General features: G+C 66.4%; 12 protein-coding genes. All 12 read right to left on the reverse strand.

Going from position 1 to position 14026, the window contains the following annotated elements; genetic code table 11:
• Positions 1 to 2: 2 nt before the first annotated feature.
• Positions 3 to 2060 (reverse strand): acetyl-CoA carboxylase biotin carboxylase subunit, encoded by a 2058-nt coding sequence (locus KK137_RS01825; RefSeq protein WP_214534348.1) that lies wholly within the window; start codon positions 2058 to 2060, stop codon positions 3 to 5.
• A gap of 3 nt (positions 2061 to 2063) precedes the next feature.
• A complete protein-coding gene (locus tag KK137_RS01830; protein ID WP_214534349.1) occupies positions 2064 to 2477 on the reverse strand; it encodes a lysozyme inhibitor LprI family protein in 414 nt (137 codons plus the stop codon).
• Positions 2474 to 3616 carry a biotin synthase BioB gene (gene bioB, locus KK137_RS01835; protein WP_250893547.1) on the reverse strand — a complete coding sequence of 381 codons (1143 nt, stop codon included), beginning with the start codon at positions 3614 to 3616 and terminating at the stop codon, positions 2474 to 2476. Before bioB ends, KK137_RS01830 begins: the two co-directional genes overlap by 4 nt.
• Positions 3613 to 5754, reverse strand: a complete 2142-nt coding sequence (gene scpA, locus KK137_RS01840) for a methylmalonyl-CoA mutase (RefSeq protein ID WP_214534350.1) — start codon at positions 5752 to 5754, stop codon at positions 3613 to 3615. Before scpA ends, bioB begins: the two co-directional genes overlap by 4 nt.
• A complete protein-coding gene (gene mce / locus KK137_RS01845; protein WP_214534351.1) occupies positions 5747 to 6181 on the reverse strand; it encodes a methylmalonyl-CoA epimerase in 435 nt (144 codons plus the stop codon). The genes scpA and mce overlap by 8 nt, the downstream gene beginning before the upstream one ends.
• A gap of 9 nt (positions 6182 to 6190) precedes the next feature.
• Entirely contained in the window at positions 6191 to 7021 is an 831-nt protein-coding gene (locus KK137_RS01850) for an HAD-IIA family hydrolase (protein ID WP_214534352.1), read from the reverse strand.
• Positions 7018 to 8478: a biotin carboxyl carrier protein gene (locus KK137_RS01855; RefSeq protein ID WP_214534353.1), complete on the reverse strand. Its 1461-nt coding sequence runs from the start codon at positions 8476 to 8478 to the stop codon at positions 7018 to 7020. Before KK137_RS01855 ends, KK137_RS01850 begins: the two co-directional genes overlap by 4 nt.
• Positions 8479 to 8705: 227 nt before the next feature.
• Complete coding sequence (locus KK137_RS01860; RefSeq protein WP_214534354.1) at positions 8706 to 9182, reverse strand: acetyl-CoA carboxylase biotin carboxyl carrier protein; 477 nt, start codon at positions 9180 to 9182, stop codon at positions 8706 to 8708.
• Positions 9179 to 10216 carry a PEP/pyruvate-binding domain-containing protein gene (locus KK137_RS01865; protein ID WP_214534355.1) on the reverse strand — a complete coding sequence of 346 codons (1038 nt, stop codon included), beginning with the start codon at positions 10214 to 10216 and terminating at the stop codon, positions 9179 to 9181. The genes KK137_RS01860 and KK137_RS01865 overlap by 4 nt, the downstream gene beginning before the upstream one ends.
• 127 nt (positions 10217 to 10343) lie before the next feature.
• Positions 10344 to 12179: a PEP-utilizing enzyme gene (locus KK137_RS01870; protein WP_214534356.1), complete on the reverse strand. Its 1836-nt coding sequence runs from the start codon at positions 12177 to 12179 to the stop codon at positions 10344 to 10346.
• A gap of 155 nt (positions 12180 to 12334) precedes the next feature.
• Complete coding sequence (locus KK137_RS01875; protein WP_214534357.1) at positions 12335 to 12658, reverse strand: TraR/DksA family transcriptional regulator; 324 nt, start codon at positions 12656 to 12658, stop codon at positions 12335 to 12337.
• A 120-nt stretch (positions 12659 to 12778) separates the two neighbouring features.
• Positions 12779 to 13744 carry a helix-turn-helix domain-containing protein gene (locus tag KK137_RS16530; RefSeq protein ID WP_250893548.1) on the reverse strand — a complete coding sequence of 322 codons (966 nt, stop codon included), beginning with the start codon at positions 13742 to 13744 and terminating at the stop codon, positions 12779 to 12781.
• Between the last annotated feature and the right edge of the window lie 282 nt (positions 13745 to 14026).

Here is a 14026-nt window from a genome sequence, read left to right on the forward strand (position 1 = left end):
CGTCACTCCAGTTCGAGGATGACCGCGTCGGTGGCGAGGCTAATGCCGACTTCGGCGGCGATGGCCTTGACGGTGCCATTTCTCTGCGCGCGCAGGATATTCTCCATCTTCATCGCCTCGACCGTGGCGAGCGGCTGCCCCGTCACGACCTTGTCACCCTGCGCCACGTGAAGCCTGACCAGCAGGCCCGGCATCGGGCTCAGCAGCAGGCGCGAGAGGTCGGGCGGGACCTTTTCCTTCATGAGCGCCGCGAGCGGGGCAAGACGGGCCGGCAGCGCGCGGGCGCGGTGGCGCCGCCCGTGCGTGGTGATGATCCAGTCCAAACCCTCGCGCGCGACCTTGAGGCCCAGGCGGACGCCTTGCCCGGTGGCGGTTGCGGTGCGCATGCCGGGCATCCAGTCGCAAGTGCCCTCGATGCGATGCTGGTCGACCATCGCGTGGCCATCGCCCAGGGCGACCTCGTAGTCGTGCCCCTCGATCCGCACGGTCCAGTCGCAGGGGACCGGAGGGGGGCCGTTTATCTGGCCGGAGGTTCGGCGGGCCAGCCCCATGCGGCTGAAGCTGTTGCCTGCCGCGATGGCGGCGATCAGCCGCCGCCGCTCCTCGTCGGCCGGGGCGCCGTGGAAACCGTCCGGATATTCCTCGGCGATGAAGCCGGTCGTGAGGTCGCCCGCGCGGAAGCGCGGGTGCTGCATCAATGCGCTGAGGAAATCGATGTTGTGGCCGGGGCCTTCGATCTCGAAGTCGTCGAGCGCTTCGACTTGCAGGTCCGCCGCCGCCTCGCGCGTTCCGGCCCAGGTGATGAGCTTGGCGATCATCGGATCGTAGAAGATCGAAACCTCGCCGCCCTCGGCCACGCCGTCATCGACGCGGATATACTCCCCTCCCGTTTGCGGAAGGGGCTGGGGGTGGGTGAGTGTGGAGCTAGCGCTCTGGCCCACTCCTAACCCCTCCCGCCAACGGGAGGGGGACTTGTAGCGCACCAGTCGCCCGATACTCGGCAGGAAACCGCGATAGGGATCCTCGGCATAGACGCGCGTCTCGATCGCCCAACCGTTGAGGCCGATGTCTTCCTGTCTGAACGGAAGACGCTCACCGGCGGCGACGCGGATCATCTGCTCCACAAGATCGATCCCGGTCACCGCTTCGGTCACCGGATGCTCCACCTGGAGGCGTGTGTTCATCTCAAGGAAGTAGAAGCTCTCGCCCGTCGGATCGGCGCCGCTGACGATCAGCTCGACGGTACCGGCGGAAAAATACCCGACGGCCTGCGCGAGGGCGATGGCTTGCTCGCCCATCCGCGCTCGCATGTCCGGCGTTACGAAGGGGCTGGGCGCTTCCTCGACCACCTTCTGGTGCCGCCGCTGGATCGAGCATTCGCGCTCGTTGAGGTAGACAAGGTTGCCGTGCTTGTCCCCGAGCAGCTGGATTTCGATGTGGCGCGGGTCCTCGATGAACTTCTCGATGAACACCCGGTCGTCGCCGAAGGAGTTGAGGCCTTCGCGTCGCACGCTTTCGAAGCCTTCGCGCACATCCTGTTCGGACCACGCAAGCCGCATTCCCTTACCACCGCCCCCGGCGCTGGCCTTCATCATCACGGGGTAACCGATCTCGGCGGCGATGCTTACTGCGTGCCCGGTGTCGGTGATCTCGCCCACGAAGCCGGGCACCACATTGACCCCGGCGGTGAGCGCCAGCTTCTTGCTCTCGATCTTGTCGCCCATTGCCGCGATGGCAGAAGCGGGCGGGCCGATGAAAGCGATACCCTCCGCCTCAAGCGCTTCGACGAAGCTCGCCCGTTCGGAGAGGAACCCGTAGCCCGGGTGTACGGCCTGGGCGCCAGTGGCTTTGCAGGCTTCGACGATCTTGTCGGCGCGCAGGTAGCTTTCCGCGGCCGGCGAGGGGCCGATATGAACCGCCTCGTCGGCCATCTTCACATGCGGGCTGCGCGCGTCAGCGTCCGAATAGACCGCCACTGTCGCGATCCCCATACGCCGCGCGGTGCGGATCACCCGGCAGGCGATTTCTCCACGATTGGCGATGAGGATCTTGGAGAACATCGGTTATTCCGGCCCCGCCGTCATCAGCCGCAGCTGCTGGATGCGCAGCTCGGTCATATAAGTCTTGCAGAAGTTTTCGAGCATCGGCTGCATCGAACCGCCGCGCGCTTCGAAGCTCTCCATCAGGCACTGCGCGTCGCGGTATTTGAGCCAGGCGCGCTGGCCTTCGAGCAGAGTTTCGTAGTGGCCGGGCTGCTGGTCGTGCTCGCGGTCGATCTCGGCGTCGGCGGCCTTCATCGCGGCGACGGTAGTGGCCCATTCCTCGTTGAGCGCGGCGTCGGCGCTTTGAAAGTCCTGATAGGCGCAGCGGTTCATGTCCTGCTGGGCTTGTGGGTCGGCGCAGTCATCGAGCGCTTCGCTATCCGCCGCGGCGCTCGCGTCCGGTTGGGTAAGAAGCAGGAGCAGTGCCGCGATCACTCCGCCGCCTCGACCCTCGCGCAAGCCCGCATCGGCTCTTCACCCGCGAGTGGCACCAGGCCCAGCTTCGCGAAAAGAGCCCCGTCCGCATCGTCGCCCGCGTTGGGCGCGGTGAGCAGCTTGTCGCCGGTGAAGATCGAATTCGCGCCCGCGAGGAAGCATAGCGCCTGCGTGGCCTCGCTCATTGCCTCGCGCCCGGCGGAAAGGCGTACCATCGAAAGCGGCATGGTGATCCGCGCGGCCGCCACGGTGCGGACGAACTCGATGTCATCGATCTTGGCGAGCGGGGTGTCGGCCAGCATGTCGCCGAGCACCGTTCCCTTGACCGGCACCAGCGCGTTGACCGGTACGCTTTCGGGATGCTGCGGCAGGGTGGCGAGGGTGTGGATGAAGCCGACGCGGTCCTCGCGCGTCTCCCCCATGCCGACGATGCCGCCCGAGCAGACGTTGATCCCCGCCGCTCGGACATTGGCCAGAGTCTCCAGGCGGTCGCCCATCGTGCGGGTGGTGATGACGCGTTCGTAGTATTCGGGGCTGCTGTCGATATTGTGGTTGTAGTAGTCGAGGCCCGCCTCGGCGAGCTGTCCGGCCTGCTGGGGGGTCAGCATGCCGAGGGTCATGCAGGTCTCCAGCCCCATCGCCCGCACGCCTTTCACGATCTCGACGATCGCCGGCATGTCACGGTCCTTGGGGTTGCGCCAGGCGGCGCCCATGCAGAAGCGCTGGCTGCCCGCGTCCTTCGCCTGTGCCGCGCGCTGGAGCACTTCCTGCACGTCGAGCAACTTGGTCGCCTTCACCCCGCTGTCGGCGGAGGTCGACTGCGAGCAATAGCCGCAATCCTCCGGGCATCCGCCTGTCTTGATGCTGAGCAGCGTGCAAAGCTGCACCTCACCCGCGCGGTGATGGGCGCGGTGGACCTCGGCGGCGCGGAAAACGAGCTCGGTGAAGGGCAGGGCGAAAAGGGTGGCGATCTCTTCGCGGGTCCAGTCGGTGCGGATCTCCCCTCCCGCTTGCGGGAGGGCGCCAACGATCTCCCCTCCCGCTTGCGGGAGGGGTTGGGGGTGGGTCTGTCCGGGTGCTGCGCTCTGGCCCACCCCTAACCCCTCACGCAAGCGGGAGGGGGACTTCATAGTGCTCATTCCGCAGCCTCTTCCAATCCTTCGCCCGCAGGCGGCATGTTGTGGCCGAGCAAGCGCAGCAAGTCCGCCGCGCATTCGACCACGTTCGAGCCAGGGCCGTAGATTCCCTGCACGCCCGCGTCACGCAGGAACTGATAGTCCTGCGGTGGGATCACCCCTCCGGCGACGACCTTGATGTCGGCCTTGTCGGCGGCCTTGAGCGCCTGGACCAGTTCGGGGATCAAAGTCTTGTGTCCGCCTGCCAGGCTTGAGGCGCCGACGGCGTCGACCTCCTCGGCGATGGCGAGATTGGCCGCTTCGCCCGGTGTCTGGAAAAGCGGGCCGGGGATCACATGGAAACCCATGTCGGCAAAGGCGCTGGCGATGACGTTGGCACCGCGGTCGTGACCGTCCTGACCCATCTTGGCGACGAGCAGGCGAGGAGGCCGTCCAAGGCGGCGGGTGACGGCCTCGACGCCCGCCACGACCTGGGCGTAGCGGGCATCGCCGGCGTAGGACTGCGAGTACACTCCCGCAACCGGTTCTGGGGTCGTTCCGTAGCGTCCGAAGACAACCTCAAGGGAGCTTGAGATTTCGCCTAAAGTGGCGTCGGCGCGGGCTGCTTCGACCGCGAGGGCGAGGAGATTGTCGTTAGATTCAGCGCCTTTGGTCAGCGCTTCCAACGCGGATTTTAAGCGCGCCTCGTCGCGCCCGGACCGCACGCGCCCGATCCGCGCGATCTGCCCGTCGCGCACTTTGTGGTTGTCGACCTCGAGCGTGTCGATCCGCGCATGTTCGTCGAGGGGGTAGCGGTTGACCCCGATCACGGCGTCCTCGCCGCGGTCGACACGCGCTTGCCGGGCGGCCGCCGCTTCTTCGATCAGCCGCTTGGGCATGCCGCTCGCCACGGCTGCCGTCATGCCGCCAAGGCCGTCGACCTCGGTCATCAGCGCTTCGGCTTCCTCGACCAGCTTCGCGGTCAGGGCCTCGACGTAATAGGAGCCGCCGAGCGGATCGATCACCCGTGTCACGCCGGTCTCCTCGGCGAGAACCAGTTGGGTGTTGCGGGCGATGCGGGCGGAGAAGTCGGTCGGCAGGGCCAGCGCCTCGTCGAGCGCATTGGTGTGCAGGCTCTGCGTCCCGCCAAGGACAGCCGCCAGCGCCTCCACCGTGGTGCGGATGACGTTGTTGTAGGGATCCTGCTCCTGCAGGCTCACGCCGCTGGTCTGGCAATGGGTGCGCAGGACCTTTGAGCGTTCGTCCTTCGCCCCAAGGCCGTCCATCACCTTGAACCACAAGGTTCGCGCGGCCCGTAGCTTGGCGACTTCCATGAAGAAGTTCATGCCGATCCCGAAAAAGAACGACAGCCGGGGCGCGAAGGCGTCGATGCTCAGCCCGGCGGCGATGGCGCGCCGCACGTACTCCTTGCCGTCGGCGATGGTGAAAGCCAGCTCCTGCACCGCCGTCGCCCCGGCCTCGTGCATGTGATAGCCGGAAATCGAGATGCTGTTGAACTTCGGCATGTTCGCCGAGCAATAGGCGATAATGTCGGAGACGATCCGCATGCTCGGTTCGGGCGGGTAGATGTAGGTGTTGCGGACCATGAACTCCTTAAGGATGTCGTTCTGGATGGTCCCCGAAAGCTGGTCCTGCGCGACGCCCTGGCGCTCCGCCGCGACGATGTAGAACGCCAGCACCGGCAGCACCGCGCCGTTCATGGTCATGGAGACCGACATCTGGTCGAGCGGGATGCCGTCGAACAGGATCTCCATGTCACGCACGGTATCGATCGCCACGCCCGCCTTGCCGACGTCGCCCACCACGCGCGGGTGATCGCTGTCGTAGCCGCGGTGGGTGGCGAGGTCGAAGGCGACCGAAAGCCCCTTCTGCCCGGCGGCGAGATTGCGGCGGTAGAAAGCGTTCGATTCCTCGGCGGTCGAGAACCCGGCGTACTGGCGGAGGGTCCAGGGGCGGCCGGTGTACATGCTCGCGTAGGGGCCGCGAGTGAACGGTGCGAAGCCGGGGAGGCCTGGATCGGGCGGCAAGTCCTCGGCGGTATAGAGCGGCTGGACGGTGAAACCCTCGGGCACATGCCAGGCGGCATCGCGGCCCTTGAGTTCCTTGGCCGCCTTGTCCTGCCAGTCCTTGCGGTCAGCCATGACTTGGCGTTTCCATGATCTCGGTGAGCATGCCGTTCATGTCCTTCGGGTGGACGAAGAACACCGGCGTGCCGTGCGCCCCGATCCGCGTCGGGCCGAGGATGCGCTTGCCTGCGGCTTCGAAATCGGTGCGGGCGGTCTCGATGCTTGGCACTTCGAAGGCGACATGATGCTGCCCGCCGAGCGGGTTGCGTTCGAGGAAGCCGGTCAGCGGTGAGCTTTCGTCCAGCGGGGCGATCAGCTCGATCTGGGTGCCCCAGAGTCCATTGGCGTTCGGCGTATCGACGAAGCACACCCGCACGCCCTGTGTCGGCATGTCGAAGGGGTCGGAGATAGCGGTGGCACCCATCGTGTCGCGCCAGAAGGCGATGGCGGCCTCGATATCGGGCGTCGCCACGCCCACGTGATTGAGACGGCCGAGCTTCATGCCCGGCTTCTAGCCGATAAGTCCGTCCGCCAGCAAACCCCCGACGTTGTCGATCACCGCATGCGGCGCGCGCTCCGGCGGCTGCGCGGCCCATTGCGCACGATCGGTCGAGCCGCTGGTGACGGCAATGCCGATGGCGCCGCCCGCGCGGGCCATCTGCATTTCCGCGACGGCATCGTCCCCCACTACACCAACGTCCTGTTCGGCCAGGCCAAGTTCCTCGGCGATCAACTCCAAAGCCAGCGCGCTCGGCTTGCCGCAGGGTTCCGGTTCGTGGCCCGTCACGCGGGCGATCGCGCCGTTGATGGCGCAGGAATAGCCGAACGAGCGGCCATCCTTGGTGGCGAAGTAGGGGACGTCCGAGGCGGTGAGGAAGGCCGCCCCGTCGAGCACGCGCGAGCAGGCGGCGTGGATGTGGTCCATCGTGCACTCCGGGTGCCAGGCGACATAGACCGCATCGGCGCTTTCCGCCTCGGGCGAGCCGGTCAGGCAGCAGGCCACACCCATTTCCTCGAGGGCATCGACCACGCCTTGGGTGCCCAGCACCAGCACGCGTGCATAGCCGCGCTGGAGCATGACCTTTCCGGCCACGCTGTTGGGCGTGAACAATCGCTCGTCCGCCACAGGCAGACCGACGGCGCGCAGGCGCGGGGCCTGGACCGAGGCCGGGTAGGCGCTGCCATTGGTCATCGCGATCCAGGGGATGCCGCGCTCGTCGAGAGCGGCCAGCGCCTCGGCCGCGCCGGGAATGACGGTGTAGCCGCCCAGCTTGCGGTCGGAGAGGATCAGCGTCCCGTCGAGGTCGAACATGAAGCCCTTCGGGCGGCGGTCCAGCGTCATGCTTCGACTTCCAGTTTGAATCCGGCCTTTTCGACCGTGAGTTGGGTTACGTCCGTGCGCTTCAGCACCTCGCGCAGGAGATTCATCACCGGCACGGTAGCGGGATCGTACTCGCGCTCAGCGGGTCCGGCGGCCTGCATCGCATCGACGAGGTTCGCGGGCATGGTCGCCCTCAGGAGGAATTCCTCGTCGGACAGGTTCGGCCCGATGCGCCTTCTGAGATCCGAGAGTTCGGCCATGCCCGGCTCGGCGTCCAGTTCCTTGGTGCGCGGGTTGGCCATGATGCGGTCCAGCACCTCGCCTTCGATCGGCACGTTGGGTCGTCCGAAGCGGCCGATGGCGTAGCGGATGATCTCGTCGGGGATCACGCCGTAGCGTTCCTTGCCGGTGACGTTGAGCACCGCCTGGGTCTGCAGCATCTGCGCGAACGGGGTCATCACGATTGGCCAGCCCAGTTCCTCTCGCACCCGGCCCATCTCCTCGATCACCGCGCCTTCGAGGTGCGGCACGCCATGGTCGGCCAGATGGCGGCGCATGGTGCCGACCATGCCGCCGGGGAGCTGGTGCTGGAGGTAGGCGGCGTCGAAGGCCATCGGGTGCCCCGTGGGTAGGCCCTCGGCCTCGGCAAGGGCGGTGAAGTACTGCGCGACCTCTGCCACCGCCTCGTCATCGATGTCGACGGTATGGCCGAGTGAGCGCAAGTTGGCGATCATCCGCTGGATCGGTGGGTTGGAGGTCCCGTCCGCCGCTCCGCCGCTGGCGCACTGCACCGCCGCCAGACCCAGCTCCGCGCCCTCAAGGCAGGCCGGCTCGGCCAGGCCGATGGTGCAGTGGTTGTGCAGTTCGAGCGGCTTGTCGCCAATCTCGGCCAGGATCGCCGGGATCAGCGTGCGGGCGCGCCGGGCCGTCAGCAGGCCGCCTGGATCCTTGATGTAGAGCGACTCGATATCCGGGCTCGCCGCCATGATCCGCGCGGCTTCGGCATAGTGCGCATCGTCGTGGATCGGGCTGATGGTGTAGACCAGCGCGCCAACGACCTGCTCGCCGCCGTTGCGCTTGACCAGCCTCGCCACTTCGACATTGGAGGCTGCATCGTTCATCGGGTCCGCCAGCGCGAAACGGCGAATGCCGTTGCGGGCGAGGGTGCGGAAGGCGAGCTCCATGAACTCGGGGCTCGCGGTTTCCCAGGCGATGAAGCGGAAGCCGGTCGAAAGGAACTGCAGCGGGGTGTTGCGGCAGATGTCCGCCATGGCCCGGATCCGCTCCCAGGGATCCTCCTGCTTGTAGCGCACGGCCACGCCCATGTGGGTGGAGGTGGTGAAGTCGATCGCGCGATAACCGGCCCGCTCCATCGCGGGCGCGATGGTCAGCGTGTTCGCGGTGGTGACGCCCAGCGCACCCCACAGGCACTGATTGCCGTCGCGCAGTGAGGTTTCGACGATCTGGATGTTGGCCATGATCTAAATTTGCCTCCCCACTTCCGTTCGTCCTGAGCTTGTCGAAGGACGCTGGCGCTGTGGGTGGTGGTTCGACAAGCTCACCACGAATGGAAAGGAGGGATGGAAAACCGAACCCTGTTCCCAAGCTCCGTTCGTCCTGAGCTTGTCGAAGGACGCTGACGCACCGTGTGGTGGTTCGACAAGCTCACCACGAACGGGCACGGCTGGGATCAGCATCTGCATTCTCACCCCTTCAGCCGGACGCGGAGCAGCGGCTGGTCTTCCTCGACCGCGGTGCCGTTCTCGGCCAGGATCGCAACGACCGTGCCGGAGACGCCGGCGCGGATCGGGTTCATCAGCTTCATCACCTCGATGATGCCGACCACGGTCTCTTCATCGACGGCGTCGCCGACATTCACGAACGGCGGGTCGCCCGGGCGCGGCGCGGTGTAGAAATTGCCGAGCAAGGGGGCGGGCACATCGACCTCGCCGACACGGGCGGCGCCGGCCTCCTGCCCCAAGGGCGGCGGGGGCGGCTCAGAAGAGGGTGACTTTTGTTGCTCGGCGGGACGAACAGGTTCGTCGTCGAGATCGCGTCCCGACCAGCCTCCATCACGGCGGATACGCAGCTTGAACTCCCCGACCGTCAGATCGAGCGAGGAAAAATGCGAGGTGTCGAGCAGCTTCGCGATTTCGGCAATGTCCCGGGCCGTCAGGCTCACTTGCGGCCCCCGAAAATGCTCATCACGTGCTTGAGCGGGTTGTCCTCGGTCGGCTTGACCGGCGCGGCGGCATCCTTGGCCGACCACACGGTTTCGGGGCGGCTCTGCAGCAGGAAGACGTTGCCGTGCTCGTCGAGCGCCCATTCGATGTCCTGCGGCTTGCCATAGTGCCGCTCGATCTTTCGCCCGACTTCGCGCAGGGCCATGAGCTGGTCGTCAGTGAGGCAAGGCTGGTTGGCGATGACCGCCTCGTTGGCGATCTCCTCGATCCCGCCGCCCGGCGCAGGGACCTGCCGCGCATGCTTGTCGGAGATGTCGCGAACCGAGATCTCGCCGGTGATCTTGCCCAGCACCCAGCGGTCGGGCGTGACTTCGCCCGAAACGACAGCGCTACCGAGGCCCCAGGCGCCCTCGATGGTGATGACCGACTTGTCGCCGGTCGTCGGGCTGCGGGTGAACATGACCCCGGCGCACATGGCATCGACCATCTGCTGGACGACCACAGCCATCGCGACGCCCGCTTCGGGGAACGAATGCTTGAGGCGGTAGGTCATGGACTCGACCGAGTAGAGGCTGCCCCAGCACTCGCGCACCTTGGCGACCATCTGGTCGGCATCGAGAACCCAGAGGAAGGTGTCCTGCAAACCGGCGAAGCTCGCGTCCTCGGCGTCTTCGGTGGTGGCGGAAGAGCGAACCGCGACGGGCTCGGCATTCGGGCACAGCTCGGCGTGGGCGGCGCGGATCGCTTGCTCGACATCGGCGGGCATCGGTTCCTCGATAACCCGGCGGCGCAGTTCTTCGGACAGTTTGGTCGCCGCTCCGAGGTCGTGCGGGTCGAGCGCTTCGACCTTGGACCGCACGGGCTCGCGCGCCTCAAGAGCTTCCAGGAATAGCTCGAACCCGTGAGTGGTGACCACGAACCCCGGCGGCACGGCGATGCCGGCGTTGGTCAGTTCGCCCAGCGAGCCGCCCTTGCCGCCGACGGTGGGGCGATCGGCGATGCCGACCTCGCGGAACCAGGAAACGGCGGTCACATCCCCCTCCCGCTTGCGGGAGGGGTTAGGGGTGGGTGCGTGCGGGATAGCGGGGCGTTTGGCCTGACAGGCCCACCCCCGGCCCCTCCGGCAAGCGGGAGGGGGGAATAGTTGCGCTTGGTCGACATTACACTTCTTCCAGTACCGGCTCGTCTTCGAGGATCGTCACCACCCCGCGTCCGCCATCGACGCGGATGCGCTGGCCATCCTTGATCCGCTGTGTCGCCTTGCCGGTGCCCACCACCGCTGGCAGCCCGTATTCGCGAGCGACGATGGCCATGTGGCTCATCGATCCGCCGATGTCGGACACCGCGGCGCTGATCTTCTGGAAGATCGGTGACCAGGTGGGATTGGTCACCTGGCAGACCAGGATATCACCCTGCTGCAAGCGGCCGATCTCCTCGACCGACTTGACGATACGCGCGGTGCCTTCGACCACGCCCGAGCAGGCGGCAAAACCCTTAAGCTCGTTGGAGTCCTCGTCGCCGTCGGACAGCCAGGAATCGAGGTTGTCGCGGGTAATGCCCCACAGCATGACGATCGCCGGATCGTCGATCACGTCGGGTACGGCGCCGAGCGCGGGCGAAGTCGGGTGCTTGCCCCATTCCTCGATGGCCGCCTTGCGCTGGGCGACGATCGCCGGCCAGTGCTGCGGCCCGCGTGGCGGGGCACCGATCCCCCAGCTCAGCATCAGGTCGATGATCGCGCTTTCGACTTCGTACTGGGTGAGGTGGAACACGTCCTCCTCCCGCTCCCAGAACCCGTGGTCGCGCAACAGGGCGCCGAACTCGCGGATCTTGTTGAAGAAGAGGTTGGTATACCAGTGCTCGCAGTAGAACTTGTGCCCTTCGACGTAGGGGAACACGCGGTGCGCCAGGCCGATGAGCTGGTCGTAAGTCGCGCGATCCTCGTCGGTGTCGAGCAGTTCGCGGTAATCGGCCACCAGCTGCTCGCGCTCGGAAATGAGCTGCTCGGTCGGCCTCTCGATGTTGGCGCCGGACTTGATCTTGTCGATGTAGCCCGGGAGCGCGGCGAACGGCAGTGAGAGGTCGTCGTTCCAGCTTCGGTGATAGTGGTAAAACCCGTCACCGCTGCTGACGTTGAACCACGGATTGCGGCTGGTCTCCAGCTCGCCGAGCCATTCCTTGCCCGCGTTGCCGACCGCCTCGAGTTCGGCCAGGACCTGGTCGATGTTCATGCCGTCGGTGAAATGCCGGTCGACGCCCAGCTCCACTGCGCGGCGGGCGAGGCGCTTCACTTCCTCGTCCGGACGGAAGATCTCGGCTTCCATGCCCGCCACCATGCGGCTGATCGCCTGGTCGCTGATCTCGGGGAAGGCCTTCTTGCAGAAGTCGAAGAAGGTCATGTAGGCGCCGTAGCCGAGCAGCAGGAACTCGAAGTGGTGGTGCCACATCCGGTGGTACCCTTCGACCTGCTTCTGGTAAATGTCGAGCAGCGCGTGATTGCTGGCGACGCCCTTGCCGGTGTGGGTCGTCTCGATCGGTTCGTAGTCGGGCAGCGAAGGCTTGGGCAGCGCCTGGGCGTCTGCGATCAGCGTCTTCATCTTGACCTTCCACTGGTCGTAGAGCTTCTCCCAGTGCTCGTAGTAGTAGAACGCGCGCTGCTGGAACTGCTCGACCCGCTCGCCGATCTCGGCCGGATCGGTCACCGCGACGCCGCCGATGTAGACCCGGCCGTTGATCACCCGGTGCTCGATACCCTTTGCGGTCGGCAGCACATGGACGCGGGTGTTGAACGCCCCCAGCGCGACATAGGCGGCCTCTGCCGTGATCATGTCGAAGTGATGCATCGGCTCTGGGAAGTGCATCGAGTTATAGAACCAGAACTTCTGGTCATCTTCGGGCACGAACTGGGTGTAGTAGGGATAGGAGGCCTGGGCCGCCTCGGTTCCGGGAACGACCTTGAGATCGCTGGGCAGGGGGAAGGACTTGGCTTCGGGCATCGTGGGCAAACCTCTCTCGCGGAAGCGCCCACCGGACCTTTGCGGTCTCTAGAATGGCGGGCATCTTCGAAGGGTTGCAGGTCTAGCCCTTGCCCGCAACTGAATGTGAGGATTCCCGCGCAAGAGGGGTGGGATTATCGCGCAGTGAGCGCGTCCTACTGGCCCCTGGCGCAATCGATGCACAGCGCCGCTTCGGGCCGGGCTTCCAGACGGCCTTCGGCAATGTCGGCGCCGCACTGCACGCAGACCCCGTAAGTTCCCTCGTCGATCCGCTCCAGCGCGCGCTCGATCGAGGCGATCTGGCGGGCGGCGAGTTCGGCCTGGCCACCGAGCGAATCGTCGTCCTGCATCTCCGTCGCCTGTTCGGGCAAGTCGGGGTTGAGCGGTTCGGCGAGGTCGGTTTCGATGCGATCGAGCCGCCCTTGCAGCTCGGCAAGCTGGGCTTCGAGGTTGGCCTTGGCGGCGGCGGTATCGGGCATGGGGGGCTCCTTCTCCGGTAGTCTTTGCTTAGCAGGGGTGGGGCCGAGGATACAACCGAGTGGGAGCGAGGGGATTTGATCTGGGTCACAATCCTCCCCGAGCCAGCTCGGGGAGGATCTTCACCCTCGCGTCGCCAACCGCCACTCGCTCGGCGTCCTGCCAAAGCGTTTGCGGAATGCCCGCGCGAAGTAGCCGGGGTCGAGGAAGCCGCAGCGGAAGGCGATCTCCCCCACGCTCAGCCCACCGGCGCGCGGGTCGGTCAGCATGTCGCTCGCGCGGTCGAGGCGGGTGGCGGTCAGTTCCTGCACGAAGCTGGTCCCGCTGCCCGCCAGCAGCGTCTGCAGGTAGCGCTTGGAGATACCGAGTTCCGCCGCCAGCCCCTCGGGCGAAAGGTCGGGGTCGGCGAAGTCGGTTTCGATGCGGCGCAGGATCTGCCGGGCCAGCTGGCCGCGATGCCGGCTTTCGGTGGCGGGTTCGTGGAAGCCTGTGGCGAGGGTTAGCAGGGCGCCGACCTGCTCGGCGATCATCGGCCGCGGAAGAGGCGTCTGGTCGATCCCTTCGGCCATCGTCTCGAGCAGACTGCCGAGCGGCGCGCCCCAGCCTTCGCGCGCGCTCACCGGACGCCCCAGCAGCGCGCCCGGATCGGGCAAGTAGCGGTCGAGCCAGCCGAGCGGCATCATCAGGTCGACCGCCTCGTGCGCGGTGTCCATCTCCATCTGGTAGAAGCGGGTGTTGTCGAGCAGCACGAACTCCCCCGGCTGGACGGTAAATCGCTTCCCGCCCATCCGGGTCTTGAGCGCGCCACTGCGGGCGTAGACCAACTGGATCGAGGGCGTGGCTTTCCCGGCGTTGCCCTCGTTGCCGCAATGAACCACGCGCTGGGCCGGCGCTTCCAGGCGCAGCAAGCGCAACTGGCCGACACCGTGGCTGGACCAGCGCGCGGCGAAGCTTTCGGTATCGAACACGCAGACGTCGATCGGGGCGATCGTGCGGGCGGCCCACTCCTGCCACTCCCGCACCGCCTCGCGCCGGGCCAGGCCGGCGGAAGTCCAGCTGGCGTCGTCGAGAGAGGCGGTCGGGGTCATGGGCGGAGGCTAGGCTGCGTTGGGCGATGCGGCAAGGACTCCCGAAATCCTCCCTTAGACAAGTTCTGCGTGGAGATCCGGCAATGTACCAAGTGGGTGAAAAGCCTTGACATCGAAACGCTAATATGGCACAAATGATGAGCATCGCGATAGTGCCCCTGCTACTCGCGCACCCTCACATCGACGGAGACATTCATGAACGAGCCGCTTCGCGCGCCCGGCAAAGCCGCGCGCCCTTCCTGCCGCTTGGGGATTGCCCCCATCGAACCAACCGCTACACCT

Origin of the sequence: Croceibacterium selenioxidans, assembly GCF_018599195.1 — a bacterium.
Taxonomy (GTDB): Bacteria; Pseudomonadota; Alphaproteobacteria; order Sphingomonadales; family Sphingomonadaceae; genus Croceibacterium_A; species Croceibacterium_A selenioxidans.